This is a genomic window from Sulfurimonas sp., from assembly GCF_016744025.1.
In the GTDB taxonomy this organism is placed as follows: domain Bacteria; phylum Campylobacterota; class Campylobacteria; order Campylobacterales; family Sulfurimonadaceae; genus Sulfurimonas.
In genome coordinates this window covers 47,999-67,801 of sequence record NZ_JADGFC010000001.1, presented here as the reverse complement: position 1 = coordinate 67,801, position 19,803 = coordinate 47,999, and the positions used below count along the sequence as shown (strand labels likewise).

The 19,803-nt window shown below is 31.6% G+C and carries 25 protein-coding genes; 2 read left to right on the top strand and 23 right to left on the bottom strand.

What is annotated here, in order from left to right; all coding sequences use genetic code 11:
* Position 1: 1 nt before the first annotated feature.
* From QZZ48_RS00405 to QZZ48_RS00320, 18 genes are all read right to left on the bottom strand, one after another.
* A complete protein-coding gene (locus QZZ48_RS00405; RefSeq protein WP_294960530.1) occupies positions 2–196 on the bottom strand; it encodes a hypothetical protein in 195 nt (64 codons plus the stop codon).
* Positions 193–1,425, bottom strand: a complete 1,233-nt coding sequence (locus QZZ48_RS00400; RefSeq protein ID WP_294960528.1) for a radical SAM protein — start codon at positions 1,423–1,425, stop codon at positions 193–195. Before QZZ48_RS00400 ends, QZZ48_RS00405 begins: the two co-directional genes overlap by 4 nt.
* Before the next feature lie 13 nt (positions 1,426–1,438).
* The gene (locus QZZ48_RS00395; protein WP_294960526.1) at positions 1,439–2,761 is read right to left on the bottom strand and encodes an FAD-dependent oxidoreductase; all 1,323 of its coding nucleotides are present in this window, start codon (positions 2,759–2,761) and stop codon (positions 1,439–1,441) included.
* Positions 2,758–3,459 (bottom strand): SDR family NAD(P)-dependent oxidoreductase, encoded by a 702-nt coding sequence (locus QZZ48_RS00390; RefSeq protein WP_294960523.1) that lies wholly within the window; start codon positions 3,457–3,459, stop codon positions 2,758–2,760. The genes QZZ48_RS00395 and QZZ48_RS00390 overlap by 4 nt, the downstream gene beginning before the upstream one ends.
* A gap of 55 nt (positions 3,460–3,514) precedes the next feature.
* Positions 3,515–5,029 (bottom strand): histidine ammonia-lyase, encoded by a 1,515-nt coding sequence (locus tag QZZ48_RS00385; RefSeq protein WP_294960520.1) that lies wholly within the window; start codon positions 5,027–5,029, stop codon positions 3,515–3,517.
* 47 nt (positions 5,030–5,076) lie between these two features.
* Complete coding sequence (locus tag QZZ48_RS00380) at positions 5,077–5,676, bottom strand: hypothetical protein (RefSeq protein ID WP_294960517.1); 600 nt, start codon at positions 5,674–5,676, stop codon at positions 5,077–5,079.
* 124 nt (positions 5,677–5,800) lie between these two features.
* Entirely contained in the window at positions 5,801–6,601 is an 801-nt protein-coding gene (locus QZZ48_RS00375; protein WP_294960515.1) for a hypothetical protein, read from the bottom strand.
* A complete protein-coding gene (locus QZZ48_RS00370) occupies positions 6,598–7,719 on the bottom strand; it encodes a beta-ketoacyl synthase N-terminal-like domain-containing protein (protein ID WP_294960513.1) in 1,122 nt (373 codons plus the stop codon). Before QZZ48_RS00370 ends, QZZ48_RS00375 begins: the two co-directional genes overlap by 4 nt.
* Position 7,720: 1 nt before the next feature.
* Positions 7,721–7,978, bottom strand: a complete 258-nt coding sequence (locus QZZ48_RS00365; RefSeq protein ID WP_294960511.1) for a phosphopantetheine-binding protein — start codon at positions 7,976–7,978, stop codon at positions 7,721–7,723.
* Positions 7,978–9,114, bottom strand: coding sequence for an ABC transporter permease (locus QZZ48_RS00360; protein ID WP_294960509.1), 1,137 nt, complete (start codon positions 9,112–9,114; stop codon positions 7,978–7,980). Before QZZ48_RS00360 ends, QZZ48_RS00365 begins: the two co-directional genes overlap by 1 nt.
* Complete coding sequence (locus QZZ48_RS00355; protein ID WP_294960506.1) at positions 9,107–9,982, bottom strand: ABC transporter ATP-binding protein; 876 nt, start codon at positions 9,980–9,982, stop codon at positions 9,107–9,109. Before QZZ48_RS00355 ends, QZZ48_RS00360 begins: the two co-directional genes overlap by 8 nt.
* A gap of 3 nt (positions 9,983–9,985) precedes the next feature.
* A complete protein-coding gene (locus QZZ48_RS00350) occupies positions 9,986–10,987 on the bottom strand; it encodes a BtrH N-terminal domain-containing protein (RefSeq protein WP_294960504.1) in 1,002 nt (333 codons plus the stop codon).
* Positions 10,974–11,390 (bottom strand): hypothetical protein, encoded by a 417-nt coding sequence (locus QZZ48_RS00345; RefSeq protein ID WP_294960503.1) that lies wholly within the window; start codon positions 11,388–11,390, stop codon positions 10,974–10,976. The genes QZZ48_RS00350 and QZZ48_RS00345 overlap by 14 nt, the downstream gene beginning before the upstream one ends.
* Positions 11,390–12,538, bottom strand: coding sequence for a beta-ketoacyl-ACP synthase III (locus QZZ48_RS00340; RefSeq protein ID WP_294960500.1), 1,149 nt, complete (start codon positions 12,536–12,538; stop codon positions 11,390–11,392). The genes QZZ48_RS00345 and QZZ48_RS00340 overlap by 1 nt, the downstream gene beginning before the upstream one ends.
* A gap of 6 nt (positions 12,539–12,544) precedes the next feature.
* Positions 12,545–13,456 (bottom strand): dialkylrecorsinol condensing enzyme, encoded by a 912-nt coding sequence (locus tag QZZ48_RS00335; protein WP_294960498.1) that lies wholly within the window; start codon positions 13,454–13,456, stop codon positions 12,545–12,547.
* Entirely contained in the window at positions 13,456–14,304 is an 849-nt protein-coding gene (locus QZZ48_RS00330; RefSeq protein WP_294960496.1) for a lysophospholipid acyltransferase family protein, read from the bottom strand. Before QZZ48_RS00330 ends, QZZ48_RS00335 begins: the two co-directional genes overlap by 1 nt.
* Positions 14,295–14,981: a glycosyltransferase family 2 protein gene (locus QZZ48_RS00325; RefSeq protein WP_294960494.1), complete on the bottom strand. Its 687-nt coding sequence runs from the start codon at positions 14,979–14,981 to the stop codon at positions 14,295–14,297. Before QZZ48_RS00325 ends, QZZ48_RS00330 begins: the two co-directional genes overlap by 10 nt.
* On the bottom strand, positions 14,978–15,271 hold the full coding sequence (locus QZZ48_RS00320; RefSeq protein WP_294960492.1) for a hypothetical protein: 294 nt from the start codon (positions 15,269–15,271) through the stop codon (positions 14,978–14,980). The genes QZZ48_RS00325 and QZZ48_RS00320 overlap by 4 nt, the downstream gene beginning before the upstream one ends.
* Positions 15,272–15,440: 169 nt before the next feature.
* Here QZZ48_RS00320 and QZZ48_RS00315 point away from each other — a divergent pair, with 169 nt between their 5' ends.
* On the top strand, positions 15,441–15,641 hold the full coding sequence (locus QZZ48_RS00315) for a hypothetical protein (protein WP_294960490.1): 201 nt from the start codon (positions 15,441–15,443) through the stop codon (positions 15,639–15,641).
* A complete protein-coding gene (locus tag QZZ48_RS00310; RefSeq protein WP_294960489.1) occupies positions 15,641–16,705 on the top strand; it encodes a class I SAM-dependent methyltransferase in 1,065 nt (354 codons plus the stop codon). Before QZZ48_RS00315 ends, QZZ48_RS00310 begins: the two co-directional genes overlap by 1 nt.
* A 47-nt stretch (positions 16,706–16,752) precedes the next feature.
* Here QZZ48_RS00310 and QZZ48_RS00305 read toward each other — a convergent pair whose 3' ends face one another.
* The 5 genes from QZZ48_RS00305 to QZZ48_RS00285 form a co-directional block, all read right to left on the bottom strand.
* Positions 16,753–17,298, bottom strand: coding sequence for a hypothetical protein (locus QZZ48_RS00305; RefSeq protein WP_294960488.1), 546 nt, complete (start codon positions 17,296–17,298; stop codon positions 16,753–16,755).
* Positions 17,299–17,372: 74 nt separating this feature from the next.
* Positions 17,373–17,723, bottom strand: a complete 351-nt coding sequence (locus QZZ48_RS00300) for a hypothetical protein (protein ID WP_294960486.1) — start codon at positions 17,721–17,723, stop codon at positions 17,373–17,375.
* Complete coding sequence (locus QZZ48_RS00295) at positions 17,720–18,361, bottom strand: beta-ketoacyl synthase chain length factor (protein WP_294960485.1); 642 nt, start codon at positions 18,359–18,361, stop codon at positions 17,720–17,722. Before QZZ48_RS00295 ends, QZZ48_RS00300 begins: the two co-directional genes overlap by 4 nt.
* Positions 18,351–19,454 carry a beta-ketoacyl synthase N-terminal-like domain-containing protein gene (locus QZZ48_RS00290; protein ID WP_294960483.1) on the bottom strand — a complete coding sequence of 368 codons (1,104 nt, stop codon included), beginning with the start codon at positions 19,452–19,454 and terminating at the stop codon, positions 18,351–18,353. The genes QZZ48_RS00295 and QZZ48_RS00290 overlap by 11 nt, the downstream gene beginning before the upstream one ends.
* A complete protein-coding gene (locus tag QZZ48_RS00285; RefSeq protein ID WP_294960482.1) occupies positions 19,447–19,707 on the bottom strand; it encodes a phosphopantetheine-binding protein in 261 nt (86 codons plus the stop codon). The genes QZZ48_RS00290 and QZZ48_RS00285 overlap by 8 nt, the downstream gene beginning before the upstream one ends.
* Between the last annotated feature and the right edge of the window lie 96 nt (positions 19,708–19,803).

Genomic DNA, 19,803 nt, shown 5'->3' with positions numbered 1-19,803 from the left:
ATTAAGTCCTTAACTTTTTTTTCATAAACCCTAGAAAAAAGAGTAAAAGTCTCTTTATATGCGTAGGGTTGGATAGTGCCATATTTTGATAGTGAAGTAGTATTTTAACACGTTTGTAAAATGTAGTAATTACTTCTTTATACTCATAGTCGAGCTCTTCTTGAGTAAAAGCCTCTGCTTTATACACAAAATTCATACCGTTAAGTCTATCCCAATCTTCTTCTCTAATAGATGTTCCGTATAGCTTTTTATAAATTGTGATCCTGGATATGGAGTAAATTTTGAGAGATTCATTGTTGTCAGAGGAAGACTTTTAATAAACTCTTTTGTTACTTTAACACTCTCTTTAGTTTCTCCTGGATAACCCAACATAAATAGGCCTTTTACTCTGATTCCAGCTTCACTAGTCCAATTTACAGCGCGAGCAGATACTTCAGCTGTAATTGATTTTTTCATATTTTTGAGCATTTCATCAGAACCACTCTCTAATCCAAAGCTAATTTCCCAGCATCCAGCTTCTTTCATTTTTTTTAATGTATCTGGCTTAACAGTATCAACTCTAGCTGTACAACTCCAAGTCATATCAACCTTATCTGTAATTAAAAGTTCACATAACTCTAATACTTTAGCATTATTAGCAACAAAAAGATCATCAACAAACTGCAAATGTTTAATCCCATATTCTAGACTCAAATGCTTCATAATCTCATGTACTTTTTTTGATGAGTTATATCTGATTTTGGTACCAAAGGTTGAAGTGTCACAAAATTCACATTTAAAAGGACAACCTCTTGAAGCAGAATAAGTAGCAACTGGAGCTCTTGGGTAGTCAAAAATTGCTGGAAGATAGGCTTTCGGAAAATTTGGTAAAAGGTCCCACGCTGGGATGGGCAGTGAGTCTAAGTCTTTTATACTTGGTGGAGGAGGGGTTCTTCTTAAAGTGTTATTTTCGTCTCTGTATACTATTCCTTGAACTTCTTCTAGAGGATCATTGTTTTCTATACTTGAGAGTAGTTTATTAAGTATCAATTCACCTTCATAAAGAGCTGCAATATCAAAATTTTCAAATTTTTGCATAGTCTCAAAACCCATAGAAGATATATGTGGGCCACCTACCATAATTACGATATTAGGATTTTTTTCTTTAATTAGTTTGGCTATGATTGCAGCATTAAAAACACCTACTGTAAAAAGTGTGATGCCCACAAACTTTGGATTTATTTCAAGAACCATATTTGCTACGGTTTGAGGAGATAAATTTTCTAAGTCACTCTCTATGATTTTTGGAGAATATCCGTCTTTTCTAGCTTGAGCAGCTAATAATAAAAGTCCTAAAGATGGTGATCTATTTATAACATGTTTAACATGATCATTCCCAGGTGCAATTTGCTCATAGGGAGGGTTTATAAATATAATGTCATTCATCTTTTCTCCTTTTTTATTCAAAGTAGTTCATAACTTTTTGAGCACCTAAATAGCATCCAAGAAGCCCAGGAGCTAAGGCACTTTCACCTGCTAAGTATAAATTTTCAACTCTAGTTTTTGGCATTACCATTGAAAGACTTTTTTGCTTTGCAGAACATAAGATTCCGTAAGCACTTCCTTCATGTCCATTAGAATAATGTTGCTTTGTAAGGGGAGTTGAACAATCAATAACTTCTATCTCACCAAAGTCATATAGTTTTTTTAATGTTGAAATATGATACTTACACTCTTCTTGTTTTCGTCTTTTATATTCTTCTTTTTCAAGATTTGTATAGTCTGTATAATTACTTCTTGCTATAACTGTTATAGCTCTCTTATCATTGATTTTAGTTGATGGTAAAACAGAGATACAATCATCGCCATAAAAGTAGAGGTTTGAAGCTATATCTGCATCTACAAGACAAAAGATTGAGAAAAATGTTGGAGACTCTTTAAGTTCACTTACATGTTTAGCATATCGTTTTAGTTTTTTGTTTTCTAAGTTAAGAAGAGATGTTGTTGTTCTTGGATGTAGAGTGCTTATTACAGCATCGTATTTGATGATTCCATCCTTACATTTAAGTGCTTGTATACCATTTTCATCATGAATTATTTGAGATATTTCATCTCTAGTTTTAATAGTTGTATTTTTAAGTCCACTTTTTAGGGCATCTACAATTGCTCTTCCATTTCCTTTTATCTTTCTTGTTCCATCAAGCATATTTATCATAATTTTTGCATATATTTCAAAAGAAGCATCTTCGTATTGAACCTCTGCGTAAAAAATAGTAAAATGAAGAAGTATCTTTCTTAATTTAGTATCTTTTATATCAGACATCACACTCCCTAAAGAGCGTGAATCAATATTTGTATAATCGTCTTTTACTTTTAGGGTAATTTTAGAAGCTTCATAACACTTATCAAAGAAAATATCTAAAGCATCTTTTTCAGATTCAAAATATGTTTGAAGCTTTTGCTTAAATTCTACAGAACTATTTGGTATTGAAAACTTTTCTTCATCAAAGTAAAGTGTGTCAAAATCTCCCTCATAAGAGTAAAGCTCCAGTTTATCTAGCAGACCATATTTTTTAAACTCTTCATATAAGAACTGTTTAGGTGCTAGTGATCCAGAGTAGTGAAAACCTACATCAAACATGATCTTTTTTCTTCTAAATGAATCAATTACTCCACCAGTCTTTGGAAGTTTTTCATAAATAGTTGGCGAATAGCCTTTTTTCTCTAGAAGAAAAGCACATAGAAGGCCACTTAATCCTCCTCCAACTATTGCAATATTCATCGTACCATACCACCACTGATATTTAAAACTTCACCAGTTACATAGCTCGCTTTATCTCCTAAGAAGAAGACACATTCTGCTATATCTTCAGGCTTACCAATTCTCTTTAGTGGAATTGCTTTTTTCATCTCTTTTAAATCTAATTCTTTTGTCATTTCAGATTCAACCAGTCCAGGAGCTACTGCATTCACTCTAATCTTATATCTTGCAACTTCTGCTGATAGGGCTTTTGTAAAAGCTATCATTGCACCTTTTGCTGCTGAATAATTTGTTTGACCTGCATTTCCAACAAGACCAGATATAGATGCAACGTTTATAATTGAACCCTTTTTATTTGCAATCATATTTTTTAGAATTGCTTTTGTTACGTAAAAAGTTCCATTTACAGAAGTGTCTATTACATCACTCCACTCTTCATCACTCATCCAAAAGAAAAGATTATCTTTTGTTATACCAGCATTATTAACTAAAACATCAAGTTCTAACTCACCAATAGCACTCACAACTTCATCTTTTTTTGTGATGTCAAACTGAAGAGTTTGAGAGTTTGAAAGTTCTGCGTTTAACTCTTTTGCTTTTGACTCTTGTGAACGGTAGTGAAGATATACAAAGTATCCATTATCATGAAAATATCTAGCACAAGCTTCACCAATTGAGCCTGTTGAACCGGTTACTAGAACCTTCTTACGATTCGTCATCATAGTCCTTTTTGGTTGAGGGTTAGTGCCTCACTGCATTGAATTTTAATTCTTATCATGAGAAAAGACCTTCTCTAATCATTTTATTGACTACTTTAATATCTATATCCATTCTTCTATCATTAGTAAGCTTTTGGACTTCACTTCTAATAGTTTCAAAGTTGTTTTGTAAAAATGCAGAACACTTCTCTTTACCTCTTAAATCAACTCCTTGAGCCATTCCCATAAGAGCAATACTAAGCATATTTGTTAAATCAGGTAACTGCTTTGCAAAATGAAGAGCTGCTGTTGTTCCCATACTAACTTTGTCTTGGTTAAACGACTCTGTAGGACGAGAGTGCAGAGATGCAGGGACTGTATTCATAATGACATCTGCAGTCAGTGAACTAAGAGTTATTTGCATTGCTTTAAAGCCGTGATGAGTAGATTTTGTATTTAGTTTAAGAGATTCACCTAAGCCTTTGTTAAATTTATGGTCAACTAAAAGTCCAAATTCTTTATCAAGTAAGTCAGCTAAGTTACCAACACAAATACGCATTGTATCCATTGCATGAGCTATATAACCACCGTAAAAGTTACCCGAAGTGTAGATTCTTTTACCGATATGATCTATAAGAGGATTGTCATTTACACCATTAATCTCAGTTTCTATCCATTTTTTGGCAATATCTAAATTATCATGTATAACACCTAATACTTGTGGTGAACAACGAATAGAATATCTATCTTGAATATTTTGTTCTTTTTCTAAATGGAAGTTTTCATATCTGCTAAATGCTTCATGAGTAAGAGATGAGTTTATACATTTCTTTAGTATATTTGAAGCTGCAAGTTTTTGACCATCAAAAGGTTTTGAGTCATGAACAAATGGTTCAAGCGGAGTGATATCACAAAGAAGAAGTTCAAATACAGATGCAACAAAACTCTCAGATGTATCAAGTAAAATTTCAAACTTTTCAATAGCATCTATGGCAATAGCACTCATAGCTGCTGTACCGTTCATAATAGCTAAAGCCTCTTTTGCTTTAAACTTGTAAGGAGTAATACCTAACTCTTTATAAACTTCACTAGTAGGTCTTTCTTCACCCTTATATATAACTTCTCTCTCTCCAGCAATAGCTGCTGCAATATAAGAAAGAGGAGTTAAATCTCCACTTGCTCCAACTGAACCTTGAGATGGGATAAGAGGATAAATCTCTTTATCTAAAAGAAGTTCAAATCTCTTAAGTAAATCATAGCTAATTCCACTTTTACCTTTTGAGAGACTTATCATCCTAACAGTAGTCATAATACGAGACACATCAGCACTTAAATATTCACCTACACCACAGCCATGAAAAGAAAAGAGATTATACTGAAGCTCTTCTGCTTCTTCAAAAGCTGCATAGTTTTGTCCAGCTTCACCATAACCAGTAGTAACACCATAGATAGGGCGACCTTTGCTAATATTTTCAATTAAAAAGTCATGTCCAGCATTTATAAAATCTATAAACTCTTGAGAATCATTTAGTTTAACAGTTCCTTTTTTTAAGAAGTCTTTGTAAGATACTGTATTATTGTCTATTGTCATATTTATTTTCCTGATTTATTGTATTTTTGATTACGTAAATGAATTTATTAATTTTGTAATTTAATAAGTTTATTGTCTTTAAAGATATAGTTACGAGAGTTGAATCTAGCTTCCCAATAACGCCAAGTATTCCCTTTTAGGCTTGGAGTACGATGAATAGGTGGATAACCTCTACTTAAAATAAGAGCTTCTTTACTCATATTTAATTCAACTGTACCTTGTTTAATAAGAATTTGCTCAGCATCAGTGAAACTACTTAAATCTACAGGAGTTGGAGCAAACATTCTCTTTAGAAGATTATCTTGGTTTAAACCGGTATATGCTTTTTTATTAAATAGTACAATGCTTTTTCCATCATACTCAAAAATAATACCGATATTATGGTTGTCAATAATTGTTACAGCTGTATTTACAGGAATAAAAACATCTCTTGAGTAGTTAACAGAAGGAATTTTTTTATCTATTGTTATTGTGTCATCATCAGAGAGTACATTACTAGTATCGATAATAGTAACACTTTTATTTAAATACCACATGCCAACTTGTGTATAAACTTTTTCTTTTATCTTCACTTTTGGTTCATTTACACAGCCTGTAATTACTATGGCTGAAAGTAGTATCATTATTAATTTACAAATTTTTGACATGCTTTTCCTTAAGTAGATATAACTAAATATATTTATGGTTTGAATATTATCATTTATTAAATATGCAAATGCTTAATAATGTAGTAAATACAGTCTTTATGTGTGATACATTATTATATTTAATTTAGACCAAAGTTTTTAATCTCAATACTTTATAACAATCTTCAAAGCAGTCAATGTAAAGCATGTCTTCTCTTGACTCAATAACTTTATTTATAGTATAACTAAGCTCTGTTTGAAAAAAATTTGTTTCTTTTTTAAATTCTAAATCTAAACACCTCATAGATGTATAAACAATCCTGTCATTAACTTTTAAAATTTCTTTTATTTCTTCTGAATTATACGATTGTGTGTCAAATTCTATCTCGGCAATAGCATCTTGACTTGATAATGAGAGTTTTTGAAAATTTACACTACTTACAATTTCAGAGATTTCATCTAAACCAAGAACTCTTTTTAGTATTTCATTTGGCTGGCTAACTAAATCAATAGAACCAAAAATAGCTTCTTTTTTTGAAGAGTATAAAGAAGAATATATAGATATGAGAGTATTGATATAAGTGAAGTTGTCTGAAATTTGAAATAGACTTTTACCTTTAATACCAAGTGCTTTAGAAATGTAATAACTAGTACTATTACCTAAAATATTGATAAAATCAGATATCTTCATAAACTCTTTGTTATTAGCACAATGAGTTGCTTTTTGAAATACATCAATATTACCTATTCCACTTGTAATATATAGTTCATCATCTATTGATATGTTTATTTTATCTTTTAACCTCAATGCTCCAAATAGACCTAAGTGAATAAAGTTATCTTGACGCCTAGTGTCTATTTTATATTTTGTTTTCAACTCAGTTTTTACATCTATAGTGTTTAGATCGTTTCTAAAAGAACTATAGTTTAGTATATAGAGTTTCATACTGCTTCTTTTTTTATAATTAGAGATGCATTGTTTCCACCAAAGCCAAAATAATTACACATGAAAGTTCCACTACTGCATTGTTTATTTTCATTAAGTGGTTTTAATTCAGAGCTCATTGGATTATGAAAAGATGGAGTTTTTGGTATAAACCCATCATCTATACAAGCCATGAAAAGGACTAGTTCTAAAACCCCGCAAGCACCTAGTGTATGACCAATATATGGTTTTACACAAGTAAAGTCTATACCTTTTTTAAAAACTTGAGTTATTGCATTTATCTCTGCTGAGTCATTAGAAGAAGTAGAAGTAGCATGAGCTTTTAGTGCTGTTATATCTTTAGCATCTATCTTAGTATTTTCAAGTGCTAAATTCATCACTTGCACAAACTCTAAACCACTTTCACTTGCAGCAGTTATATTTTCAGAATTTGAGCAATTTACTCCACCTTCAAGTGACCATAAACAGTTCTCATTAGATAATAAAACTCCAGCAAACCCTTCACCTAAAATCATACCATCACAATTTTTATCAAAAGGTTTTTGTGAGCTTGATGAGAGCAATTGCATAGAATTAAAACCCTTATTCATAATAGAAGAAAAAACTTCTGCCCCTATAATTATCACGTTTTTAAAAATGGAAGCATTGATAAGGTTCGCAGCTTCAAGCATTGCATTTGCACTTGAAGTACAAGCTGTATTTATAGTCATTGTAAAATCGTTTAGTCCAAATTCCTGTGAAAGCTTTTTAGCAAAACTATCTATACTATGCTTTTTAGAAGAATAGGCTTTTTTATTATATAGAGTGTCTTGTATAGCATTTATTGTATACCAGTCTATTATAGATGTGCCTATAATTATCGCTGTAGATTTTCTTTGGACTGCATCTAATTCAAGAACAAGCTCACTAACTAACTCTCTTAACTCTTCGTAGATGCTATCTTGATTGTCTTCTACCTCGTTGTCAAATAAGAAATAAGGGAGGATTACATCTTCCATAAGTGATTCAATTGTTTTAGTTGATATTTTAGTTTGTTGATTTTTTACTGATTTAAGAGTTTGTTGTAGATTACCCTGGGATGACTTGATAATATACTTTGAGATACCTACATTTTTCATATTAAGTTTTTAAAAACTCTGCTAACTCATCTATAGTTGTTACTCTTCTTCTAAATTCTTTTGGGTCAACAAGTCTTACCCCATATTTTTTTTGTATACTCATTGAGATTTGAAGTGCATCTAAAGAATCTAGTTCTAAGCCACTCTCATGTGAAAATAGTTCAACACTATTGTCTATCTCGTTAGGTGTTATATCTTCTTTCTCACATTCAGTGATTATCATATCTTTTAAATCATATTTTAATTGTTCTATATCCACTAGAGACCCTTGTTTATTCTAATACGCAATATTATCATAGATATAATTAAGGAGATTATTCCAAAGACAAAAAGTTTAAGAGCATCTTCGAGTATCATAGACGCATTTGCAGATTTTAAAAATATATCTAAAAATCCATCTAGTCCCCATGACATAGGTGAAAATTCTGATATTCTTTGCATAGACTCAGGCATAATATATTTTGGAACCATAACACCACCAATAGCCCCTAATAAAATATTGAAGATTCCACCTATTGTAGTAGCTTGTTCACTTGAACTTGCACTAACGGCAATTAAAGTAGATACTCCTATTGCAGATACACTTAAAGCTAAAGAGATAGTTGCAATTGCGCCAAGAGAACCATTGATCTCTAATGCAGAAGTATTAAACATAGGAACTAAAAATATTCCAACACCAAGCATTATTGCTACTTGTATTTGATTTATAACAAGATAGGGGATACTTTTTGAAATACTCATCCAAAGAATAGATACATTCATAGAGTTTAATCTTGCAAGAGTGTTTTGTTTTCTCTCATTTACATATATTGTAGACATAGGTATGATAATAAAAAACATACCAAAAACTATCCATGAAGGTACACTTTGTTGTGTTGAGTTTGGCATACTTTTTAAATCATTATATTTTACTTTATAGAGGTTCTCATTGGATATGTTTATAGAAGATAATATTTTAGAGGTTTCTGGTGAATATTTTTTAAGAGTTTCTGCCATTGAAGTAAATCTAGCACTTAATAGATGCTTTGAGAGCATTGATTTAAATATTTCTATTTGGTCACTCTTTAAGGACTTATTAACTACTAGCTCAATTTTTTTATTTGTATCTTTAGAATAATTTTTTGGAATATAAGCTAAAAACTGAGCCTCTGTTTTGTGACTTACAAGTGTAAAGTTTTTATCTTCCTTAATATCAGAAATTATTTTTTTACTTATTTGGGTTTTATCTGAATCTTGCGCATAAACAGTAAATTCTATAGTATTTGTGGAAAACTGATCTCTCATGGCAACTGACATTATAAGTATAAAGATAGCAGGCATAACAAAAAGAGCAAGTAGAGCATGTTTATCTCTCAATACGAGTAAAAACTCTTTTTTTATCATAGCACTAAGCATCAGATGAACCTGTTATATCTAAAAAATATTTTTCCAAATTTGTTGAAGCATATTTAATCTGTTTAATCGAAATGTTATTCTTCTTTAGAAGGTTTATTGTATTAAAAAGTTCACCTTCTTTAGTTTCAATAAAAGATGAGTTTTTTACACTTAATCCTAATGAATCTACTATCTCTTGATAAACTATCTCGATAGTAATAATATCAGAGATTTTATTTGAAAGTAGATTAAAAAGAGTGTCTTGTATAAGAAGTTCTCCATGATCTATAATAGCAACTTCATCGCAAATTTTTTCTATCTCTGTCATATAATGACTTGTATATATAACAGTAATTCCGAGTTTTTTATAATTTTTAATAGAATCAAGTATTTCATTTCTGCTTTTTGGGTCAAGTCCAACTGTTGGTTCATCAAAGTATATGATTTTAGGATTATTCAGTAATCCTATCGCTATATTTAATCTTCTTTTTTGACCACCTGAGAGGGAGGAAGCTTTTTGATTTAGTAGTTTCTCTAAAGAGTTTACCTGCAGAGCTTTTTCATAATCTTCTTTTTTAGCATTTTGTATATCTGCAAAAAAATCAAGATTTTCCTTAACTGTAAGTTTTTCGTAAAATGCTAAGTGTTGAGGTATTATAGAACTTATTTTTTTAATATCTTTTTTTTGCTTTTTAAGATCATATCCGAAGATTTTAATATCTCCACTATCAATATCAACAAGACCATTAAGTATGGAAAGAAGGGTTGTTTTACCAGCTCCATTTACACCAAGAAGACCAAAAACACTTCCTTCTTTAATATTTAAAGATAAATTGTTGAGAGCTTTTGTATTTGAGAATGACTTAGATATATTTGATATTTGAATCATCTATTATTTGCCAGTAAACTCGAGCATTTTTGTATAAACTTTGGCTTCTTCATCAGAGATTGACATTAACATATTTGAGATAGAAGTAAAGTCTATTGGCTTTTTAGATTTTATGGCTTTTGCAATTAGAAGGGCAAATTCTCTCCACTTATCCCCAACTTCTAGCATCATTGTTGAAGCCTCTTGTAGAGTTGAATCATTGTTAAAAAGAGTGCTTGACTCTTGTAAAAAAGAAGCATAAATATATCTAAATCCAGCTCCTCCTGTACCTATTTCTTCTTGCATTCTAACTATATGACCAAGATATAGTTTTGCATATTTTTCATCTTTGGATTCTAGCTTTAGGATTGATTTAGCTAAATATTTTATAGCTTTTAAGCCAGAGATAGGAACTGGAGTGTTTAACATTGCCTTAGCTGTCTTTTTCATTGTTTTTATAATAATAGGCTGTAAATCAATGTTTTGAGGAACAAAAGTTGGATAGTAAAGAAGACCTTTTGGAGCCATCATCCCTTTTGCAAATCTAGCCTTGGATAGAGAAGCTTTATCCGATTTAACACTGTGCTCAAAAACAGGATCACTGATAAGATAGTTGTCAGATTCTTTTGCATATATAACTAAGTTGTGAGCATTAAAATGAAAACGCATTTCAGGTGGAAAATATGGAAGCCAGTAGACTGAAGTTTGTGCCCCTGTAACTTTTCCTTCACTTAGTAGTTCATCTAATCTTGCTTCACCTTTTTCTTTACTTGAAAAAGTTTCTAGTTTCATTTTTATTTTTAGATTCTTTTGAATATTTTTAATAATTGATTTTGGCAAATTTCTATAAGCGACAAGAGGCATTCCTCCGATCTTAATAAAGGGAAGGTATGCAAATGTTAAAGCTGAAGATAGACCAAAAATCATAGGTTCACTAAGGTTAAGCCCATAATGTCTAAGAAGTGACACCATTACTCCGCTTTCACAATGAGCAGAGTGAGAGTGTTTAAATTCAGTTACATTCATAATTTATGTCTTCCAATACTTTTAAATTTTCTATAGTTATTCCTAGAACTTCTGCATAAACCGATAGTCTTTTATCGCTTATCTTTTTAAAAACTTCTGGTTTAAAATCACGAGAAATAGTCCACTTAAAAAAACCGCTTGTCTCGGCTAATAGTTGCAAGTCCATTCTCTCTTTAAACATATAATAAAATAGAGGTGATTTAATACCTTTTTTAACTTCACAGTATGCCTCGTGAGCACTAGATTCTAAGTCTTCAAGGGCTAGTTTTGTAGCAGTCTCCTCTACATTCCAACCAGTTGACCCTACTATGCTTATTTCACCATTTTCACTTTTTGCATAGATAGCTTTTTTATTTTTTGCGTATGTTGAACTATCTTCTTGAGGAACATCATTGATATCCATTACACAGCCTCTAGTAGCATGAAAGCTGTGGAAAATCGTCCGCTCTCAGGAATGTAGCATAAAAGTTTTTCGCCTTTTTTCACATTGGCTGAGTTAAAAAGCTCTTCTAACATAATATATATAGATGCTGAGCCTGTATTACCTTTTGTAGATAGGTTTGTAAACCACTTCTCTTGAGGTATATCACAGCCTGCTTTTAACATCTTCTCGTAAACTTCATCTCTAAAGTAACCAGATGAGTAGTGAGGTAAAAACCAGTCTATTTCCTGCGGATTGAACATCTGTTTTTCCAGCATTACCATTAAAGCTTGTGCAACAGTATATTCCATAACATTTTCATTTAGAAGTTTTACATCTTGTTTAACAGAAAATATAGACTTATGTAGCCACTCTTTTGGAGTATATTGTCTCCAGCTTTTAGTTGAACCATCTTCAAGTTTTTCACATCCAGAGTACATACAAGTGTCTAAAATATTTGCATAAGATATAGAGAAGATTTTGTTTATCTTAAGAGAGAGAGAATTTTCATTTGCTTTGGCACTGAGTGCCATTGCTCCAGCACCATCGCTTAGCATCCATCTTAAAAAATCTTTTTCAAAAGCTATTTCTTGATTTTTTTCCAGCATCTCAACTTTATTTTCTATCTCAGGAGTAAAGTTTTCAGCTCTCATTATTGCTGATGAGTTTTCGCTTCCAGTTGCAACAGCAGACTCTGCTTCTCCTGATTTGATAGAAGTGTAAGCATATTTTAGTGCAGTAATTCCACTAAGACAAATTCCTGCAGTAGATACTACTTCAAGTGGTTTGCATTTAAGTTCACCGTGAACCATAATGGCATGATTTGGCATCAGTTGATCAGGCATTGTTGTACCACATGCTAAAACATCAACACTATCTAGATCAAGACCATCTTTTTTAAGTTTTCTTATAGCTTGAGCTGTAAGTTGTGCATTAGAATGAGTAGCTTCTCTTGTATTAGGATCAATTGCATAGTATCTATTTGTTATTTTATTTGATCTAAGTATGATTCTTTTTGCACGAGAAGGTCTATCTCCAACTTGTCCGAGTACTTTTTCTATATTTTCATTGTCAACAGCTTCATTTGGTAAAAATGCTGATATTTTATTAATGTATACTTCTCTTAACATTGTCTTTTATCTTCCACTTGGTAATTCATAATAGTCTTCCATAATTTTTAGTTTATCTTTTTGAAATATATTTAAAATTTTTCTTGCTAATATATTTAAAGGAACGACAGTTAATAGCAAAGTTATTAAAAAACAAACGTAGATAGAGATTATAACTTTTCTGCCAAAAGAGTACTTCTCCCCTGATGCTTTAATAAGTCTGCTCCAGATTTTAAAACTTCTGTCTGCAATTTTCTCAGTAGCTATAAGTTTACCATTTACGCTTACTGCATTTAAGTTTTTTAGTAGAGCTTCACCACTTTTTTCTTTGTCTTGGTGAAGGGCTTCATTTAGTCTTTTCCCAAATCTTGAAGCTTCTTGAATATCTGAGTCTTTGATTCCCGCAGGCGGAAAAAACATAAAAGGTTTTTTCTTTCCTGTTAAAAGAAAACCTGGGAGTGTTACAAGACTAAGAACACTTCCTCCTTGATCTGTTAAAGCCACATGGTCGATAAGTTTAGCATCAACAGCTTTTAGCATCTCTTTTACTTTTTCTTGAGCTAAAACCCACATGTCACGACAAGCTACAAGAGTTACTACAGGTTTGTCTTTAAATACTTTTTTAGCTTGTTCAGAGTGCATAAAGGCAGTGATAGGAATAGATGGAGCCATATACCAAACCGTATATCCCAAAATAATCATGTCATAATCATCTTCCAAATCTTCAAGCTCATTAATCTCGCACCCGTCCAAGAAAACAGATTCTGGAAATTCATCAAAAAACTGGTAAAAGGGCCAAGGAAATGGGTACTTTACTTTTGGTGTTATTTCTTTAATATCCAGCTTTATCTCTTCATCTTCTAAGTCTGATAAGAAGCTGTCTAAAACTCGTTTGAGTTGTCCTGATTGTGAGTAGTAAAGTATTAAAATTTTTTTCATTAATTCATCTTTTTAAAAAAATCGTAGAAATTATACCATTGATTGGGATATTCTCTTATTGTATTTTGTAAGACATCTGCATAGTCTTGCGACATTTGTTCCAGTGAAGACTCTTTAATCAGCTCTAGTGCTAGGTCATATTTATTTAGTGAGTTGTTAGTAACAAAGATGGCTACAAGAGGTTTTTTGACTCTAAGTGCAATTTCAAAAGGGTTTTTGTTTATAAGTACTTTTTTGTCTAAAAATTTTACTTCTATGGTTTTAGTCTTATCAACTGCTCTATCTGCCATCATTGCCACTAACTCTTTGTTCATAAGAGCATTTGCTATTTGAATATTAGCAAGAATTGCACCTTGATTGAGGTCTATAATCTTTACTCTTTGCTCATTTACTCTTTCTCTATTTTTTTCTACTTCTTGGATGTTTTCTTTAGTGTTTTCACGCATTACTATGCTCATTGGTGGTAGTTCATCACTTAAACAGTGGGCAGCACTCGCCCAACTTCCAACATGAGAAAGCAGAATTACTCCTCCATTTTCATTGAGTGTTTTGATAACGTCATTATTGTGAATACAAAAGCTTAAGTCTTGCGGTTTTATACGAGAGACAAATCTGTCAAAAATTGATATAGCAAACATTTTTAAGTGATTAAAATAGCTTGTATTTGTTAATTTAATGCCTATGTTATCATAATAACTCTGCATTGATTTTTTCACACTTGGTGCAAAAAGTAGGTAGTAAAGTGCAACAAAGTTTAGTATAAAAACAACTAAGTTATAACCAAGAACACTATATGCAAAAAGCAGTAGTTTATAGCCAAATGCATTTCCTCTTTGTTTTATCTCCACAACCAGCCTCTAAGTAAAAGATATCTTTGCATAAGCAATTTTATGTGAAGAAGAGTTATGTGTACATTGTCCCAAAGCTTGTCAAAGTGAGAAACTCTCTCCTCGTGCGGTGGATAGTAGCACTCAACTTCTACATCTTTAATCTTTGCACCTCTATATGAATGATGGACTAAAATCTCTACTTCAAAATCAAAACGTCGATTTGTAAGGGGCAGGTCTAAAATAGAAACAGGGTACATTCTAAAACCGCTCTGCGTATCGCCTAAAGCTTTGAGAGTCTCTAGCATAACCCAGAAGTTGCTAAATTTTCTACCAAATTTTGAACTATTAGGAATATTCTCTTGCTCGAAATCTCGGTTTCCTATTACAATAGTTTCATCTTCGTAAGCATCTGTTAGTTTTTGAATCTGTGAGCTTAGATGCTGTTTGTCTGCATCTACGCTGACAAATGAGTTGAAACCTAACTCTTTTGCTTTTTTTGCACCACTTAAAATGGCCTCACCTTTGCCCATATTAGAAGAATGAGTAACTAACTCTATATCTAATTCTTGCACATCTATAGGTGTTGAAGAACCATCATCTACTACCACAACTTTGTAGTTATAGCTTAAAACATCTTGGATAACTTCTCTAATATATGGGGAGTTGTAAACGGGAATAACTATACAAAAATTCATAGGCTAAAACTTGCTACCTCTGCATCTTGGCAAAATACTTTAAATTTGTTATTGTTTTTTTCATACTTGATTGTCTGAGAAGGTGATATGACTTTAGTAAATTTTGCTTTTTTGATTGTAGTAATATCTAGTTGGAAAATATCAGATATTATTTCAAAATGAATAAAACCTGGGAGTATTGGTTGGGATGGAAAGTGGGCTTTAAATATTGGATGATTTTCATCGCAAAGAGTTATTATAGCACTGTTGTCATCTTTAAAATCTATATTATATAGTTGCTTATGCATCATAGTTATTTTGGGTCACCTTGATAAGTTGTATGTCATCTTCATAAATTTTACTATAATAAAAGTTATATAATATTTTTATTTATACTAAATATGGAGAGTATTTTACCTTGATTATGCTAAAAATAAACAAAGATTTAGTACAATCAGCAATATTCAATAAAGGTAAATCATGAAATATTTTTTAATATTGTTAGTTACATTAGTCTTTGTTACGGGTTGTACAAAAAAAGAGTTTAAAACAAATTGGCATAATGTTAAAGACGGTACATCAAAAAGATGGAATGAAGGTAAAGAAGATTTTAAAGAATCTACAAAAACTTATGAGAAAAATGAAAAAAAAGATGATAACAAAACATCTGAAGCTAAATAATGTTTGATGACACTCAACGTAATGGCGCAGAAGCCCTACTAGAAGCTCAAAAGATTGCTTTTGGAGCAGTTGTTTTCCAATCAGCGAGACTATTACGTGATTGGGGTGTTTTTAAACTTTTAGAAGATAATAAAAATGGCTTTAGTGTAGAAATTATAAGTGAAAAACTAGGTTTGACTCTATATGCTGCACAAATTTTATGTGAATCAGGTTTTAGTATGGGGGCTCTTAAATTAGAAGGGGATATATACACTCTTACAAAAATAGGCTACTTTTTACTTAATGATGAGATGACAAAAGTCAATATGGATTTTAATCATGATGTCAATTATCAAGGTCTTTTCTTCCTCGATGAAGCACTTAAATCTCAAAAACCATCAGGTCTTCATCAAACATTTTCTAAAGAAGAAACGATTTATCCTATACTTTCAAAACTACCTCCCAAAGCAAAAAAAAGTTGGTTTGGTTTTGATCACTTTTACTCAGATGCGGCATTTGTAAAATTAGTAGATATTATGAGTAAGCGCGGAATAAAAAAACTTCTTGAACCAGGTGGAAATACTGGAAAATGGTCAATAGCATTAACCACAGCATCTCCATCTACAACTGTTACAATATTAGATCATCAGGGACAGATAGATGTTGCTATGCAAAATGCTGATTTAAAAGGTGTAGGTGATAGAGTAAATGGTAAGGCTATAAATTTACTTGATCATACAATAGACTTTCCTAAAGATTTTGATGGTGTTTGGATGAGTCAGTTTTTAGATTGTTTTGCTCCAAAAGATATTATAGCTTTATTAAAACGTTCTAAAGAAGCATTAAATAAAGATGGCCGAGTTTATATAGTAGAACCTTTTTGGGATAGGCAAACTCATGAAATAGGATCTTATTGTCTAATAAATACATCACCATATTTTAGCGCATTAGCAAATGGTACTAGTAAGATGTATAGAGCTAGTGAAATGTCAAAGTTTGTTGATGAAGCTGGACTTGAAGTTGAAGAAGAGATTAATGGTCTTGGATTTGGGCACACACTAATGATATGTAAGGCTAAAAACTAGCCTTACACTATGTAGCACTTCAAGTATTAAGTAATGTCACCAATAATTTATATAACTTTATTGTCTTCAAACCTAACTTCAATTGTCTGAAATCTATTATTCCAATATTTCCATACATCTGCTTTTAAAGATATTGTTGCGTGAAATGGAGGGTATCCGCGAGATAAAACCACTTCTTCTTTTGTCATTCCAACAACAATTTTTCCATCTAATATATTTTGTAGAGTATCTTCAGAATACATTGATAAATCTACTTTAGTTTTAGAGAATAATCTATCTAAAGTTCCAGCAGCATCAACTTTGGTATATTTTGTATATACATAATAGTTTATTTTAGAACCCATGTATTCAAATGTTATAACTTTTGAAGATACAGCTAAAATTTTAACTTCAGTATTTATTGGAATGTGTAAACCTCTTGAATAGTTAGTTCCATAAACCCTATTTTTTTCTGTCCACATAGATACCTTAGTATACATAGTAGCATTAGATTTAACCAGTTCTTGTTGAGCTGGGGACAATTTTGCTGCTCCACAACCTATTAATACAAATGTCGTTAATAGTAAACTTATTATAGATATGATTCTTTTCATTTTTTTTCCTTATTTTTATCAGTATATTAATTAAAATATTCTTCTATGTTGCTTAATGTGAGAAGTAGATTAAATCACTGCAAAGCGATAACAAAAACACCAGATGCTACAAGTGTATTATCATCGTTTACTTCAAAACTAAAATATGTTAGTGCTTCTAGTGCATGTTGATAAGTGACTGTAATATCATACTTTAAAACTTTTGCTTCTTGTATAAGTTTAACATTCTTTAGGGTTACTAAAAATCCCATTTTCCCTTTACCATCACTAAATGCAGCACTGCTCTGTGCTGCCGCTTCAACTAACATAGCTAGAGATGGTAAAGACTCAAACTCAGCTCTAACAATAGCCGAAGTTTCATCTTTTGAAATAATATATTTTGCAAATCTTACGGGTGCTTGATGTGGTAAATTTAGTTTTATCATAATTCAACCTCTATGATGCATCTATCATTACTCTCACATAAATCATATAAGTTTTGCATCCACTCTATAGATTTTGGGACACCTATTCTAGAGTCGCTTTTAACAATTATATTTGCTTCATCTACTGCTTTTTTAATTACAAAAGCAACACCGTATTCAAGCTCATTTTTGCATTTATTTAAAATATCAACTCCATCAAAGTTCATTGCCTCTGCTGTACAAACAAATACTTCATCACACTTATGTAGAGCTAGGGCTCCTTCTTGCATAACAGTATATGAAGTATTATCCCCAGATGAAATAGTTGTTATCTCATCTGTATTTCCCTCAACGATAGAGTGATAAGATGGAGCAGTATTATAAACAGAGTTTTGAAAAGTAGTAGGACTTACCATTTCTTTAGCATTTATAGCTTCTAAAATTTTAACACTATCACCTAGTTCACCATAAGCACTACCATAAATTACTCGCCCAGTTTTAAACTCACATTCATTAGCAAGGTAGACCAATATTTTAGAATTTCGACTTAGCCTACGTCTTATCATCATTTTTTTAACAAGTTCTTTTTCATTTAATTTTTCAATTTGAAGAGGATGATGAATAAGAGCTTTTTTAATAATTTCTACGTTAATTTTCATTATAAACTCCAAAAACAAGAGAAACATTATTACCGCCAAAAGCAAAAGAGTTACTTAGTACGTAATTTATCTTTGACTCTTTTGGCTCTGCAACTAGGTTAATCTCTTTTTCTTTTTGCGTACAGTCAAGTTGAGGAGGAAAGATCTGTCTTTTTAAAGCTTCTGCGCATATAATTGCTTCTATTGCTCCAGCAGCACCAAGAGTATGTCCCAAATTTGATTTAGATGAACTAACGGCTACATCAGTACCGAAAATATCTATAATTGCATTTGCTTCAGATTCATCGTTTGCCTGTGTTCCTGTCCCATGAGCGTTTATATAGTTAATCTGAGAAGCGTCTATATTGGCATCTATAAGTGCTTTTTTTATAGCAGATATTGCTCCAGCGGAAGTTGGATCTGGATTTGCGATATGATAAGCATCGCTACTAGCTCCAGCACCACAAAGCTCAATTGAGTTTTTATTAGGTTTATTTTGTAGTAGAAGTACTCCAATACCCTCTGCTACATTCATCCCTTTTCTATCTTGTTTAAAAGGGGTACATATCTCATCTGATAAAATACCTAAAGAACTGAACCCAAAGATAGTTGTTGAGCATATCTCATCGGCACCAATTATTAAAATATTTTCATATGCTTTTAAAGATATAAGATCTTTTGCAGTTTTTAAAGCATTTGCACTGGATGTACAAGCTGTAGAATATGAACGATTTGCTAAAAAATTAAATTGATTATCTAAGGTAGAAGCTATAACATTGATACTATGTTTTTGTGGATTGATTTTTTCGTAATTGTTTTCTTTAAATAGAATTTTTTCTGTTGTTGCCATTCCACCAACTGATGAACCAACTAGTAAGAGTGTACTTGAAAAATCTTTTAGATTAGAAGCACCCAAAACTTCTTGAACACTTTGTATAAGAAGTTCATTAAAAGTAAAATCTTTTTTAAACTTTCCTATGCAAATTTTTTTCTCATGTATAATGTCGTCATAAACACATAAAGCACTTTTTTTGTTGAATACATCATATATTGAATCTTGTGTTGCCCCAGATGCACTCCGTAAAGAAGTAGCAGTTATGTATGTCTTAGTCAACTTTTAGTTGCTCATTTATGTATGAAGTAAGAGATGTACAAGACGCAAATATGTTCTCAGCTTCAGCCATATTTGTCACTTTAACTCCAAACTCTTTTTCTAAAATAAGTGTTAGCTCAATTGCATCTACAGAATCAAGGCCTAGTCCTTCGTCACCAAAAAGTGCCATATCATCTTCAATTTCATCAGCACTAATATCCTCAAGGTTTAAACCTTCAATAATTTTTCCCTTTAAATCTTGTATACTTACCATTATCTATTATCCTTTTATGAAGACATATTATACATTACTACTCTTTTATAGTAATTATAAGTATAAACTTTACGAAATTTAATTACGTTATTTATA

Excerpts from the sequence above, each read along its gene's own strand:
- QZZ48_RS00355 (WP_294960506.1), bottom strand. The coding sequence starts at position 9,982 with ATGATTCAAATATCAAATATATCTAAGTCATTCTCAAATACAAAAGCT.
- QZZ48_RS00325 (WP_294960494.1), bottom strand. The coding sequence starts at position 14,981 with ATGAATTTTTGTATAGTTATTCCCGTTTACAACTCCCCATATATTAGA.
- QZZ48_RS00320 (WP_294960492.1), bottom strand. The coding sequence starts at position 15,271 with ATGATGCATAAGCAACTATATAATATAGATTTTAAAGATGACAACAGT.
- QZZ48_RS00285 (WP_294960482.1), bottom strand. The coding sequence starts at position 19,707 with ATGGTAAGTATACAAGATTTAAAGGGAAAAATTATTGAAGGTTTAAAC.
- QZZ48_RS00335 (WP_294960498.1), bottom strand. The coding sequence starts at position 13,456 with ATGAAAAAAATTTTAATACTTTACTACTCACAATCAGGACAACTCAAA.
- QZZ48_RS00360 (WP_294960509.1), bottom strand. The coding sequence starts at position 9,114 with ATGCTTAGTGCTATGATAAAAAAAGAGTTTTTACTCGTATTGAGAGAT.
- QZZ48_RS00370 (WP_294960513.1), bottom strand. The coding sequence starts at position 7,719 with ATGAAAAATGTAGGTATCTCAAAGTATATTATCAAGTCATCCCAGGGT.
- QZZ48_RS00300 (WP_294960486.1), bottom strand. The coding sequence starts at position 17,723 with ATGATAAAACTAAATTTACCACATCAAGCACCCGTAAGATTTGCAAAA.
- QZZ48_RS00390 (WP_294960523.1), bottom strand. The coding sequence starts at position 3,459 with ATGACGAATCGTAAGAAGGTTCTAGTAACCGGTTCAACAGGCTCAATT.
- QZZ48_RS00380 (WP_294960517.1), bottom strand. The coding sequence starts at position 5,676 with ATGTCAAAAATTTGTAAATTAATAATGATACTACTTTCAGCCATAGTA.
- QZZ48_RS00295 (WP_294960485.1), bottom strand. The coding sequence starts at position 18,361 with ATGAAAATTAACGTAGAAATTATTAAAAAAGCTCTTATTCATCATCCT.
- QZZ48_RS00305 (WP_294960488.1), bottom strand. The coding sequence starts at position 17,298 with ATGAAAAGAATCATATCTATAATAAGTTTACTATTAACGACATTTGTA.
- QZZ48_RS00350 (WP_294960504.1), bottom strand. The coding sequence starts at position 10,987 with ATGAATGTAACTGAATTTAAACACTCTCACTCTGCTCATTGTGAAAGC.
- QZZ48_RS00345 (WP_294960503.1), bottom strand. The coding sequence starts at position 11,390 with ATGGATATCAATGATGTTCCTCAAGAAGATAGTTCAACATACGCAAAA.
- QZZ48_RS00375 (WP_294960515.1), bottom strand. The coding sequence starts at position 6,601 with ATGAAACTCTATATACTAAACTATAGTTCTTTTAGAAACGATCTAAAC.
- QZZ48_RS00405 (WP_294960530.1), bottom strand. The coding sequence starts at position 196 with ATGAATTTTGTGTATAAAGCAGAGGCTTTTACTCAAGAAGAGCTCGAC.
- QZZ48_RS00385 (WP_294960520.1), bottom strand. The coding sequence starts at position 5,029 with ATGACAATAGACAATAATACAGTATCTTACAAAGACTTCTTAAAAAAA.
- QZZ48_RS00340 (WP_294960500.1), bottom strand. The coding sequence starts at position 12,538 with ATGTTAAGAGAAGTATACATTAATAAAATATCAGCATTTTTACCAAAT.
- QZZ48_RS00315 (WP_294960490.1), top strand. The coding sequence starts at position 15,441 with ATGAAATATTTTTTAATATTGTTAGTTACATTAGTCTTTGTTACGGGT.
- QZZ48_RS00400 (WP_294960528.1), bottom strand. The coding sequence starts at position 1,425 with ATGAATGACATTATATTTATAAACCCTCCCTATGAGCAAATTGCACCT.
- QZZ48_RS00310 (WP_294960489.1), top strand. The coding sequence starts at position 15,641 with ATGTTTGATGACACTCAACGTAATGGCGCAGAAGCCCTACTAGAAGCT.
- QZZ48_RS00395 (WP_294960526.1), bottom strand. The coding sequence starts at position 2,761 with ATGAATATTGCAATAGTTGGAGGAGGATTAAGTGGCCTTCTATGTGCT.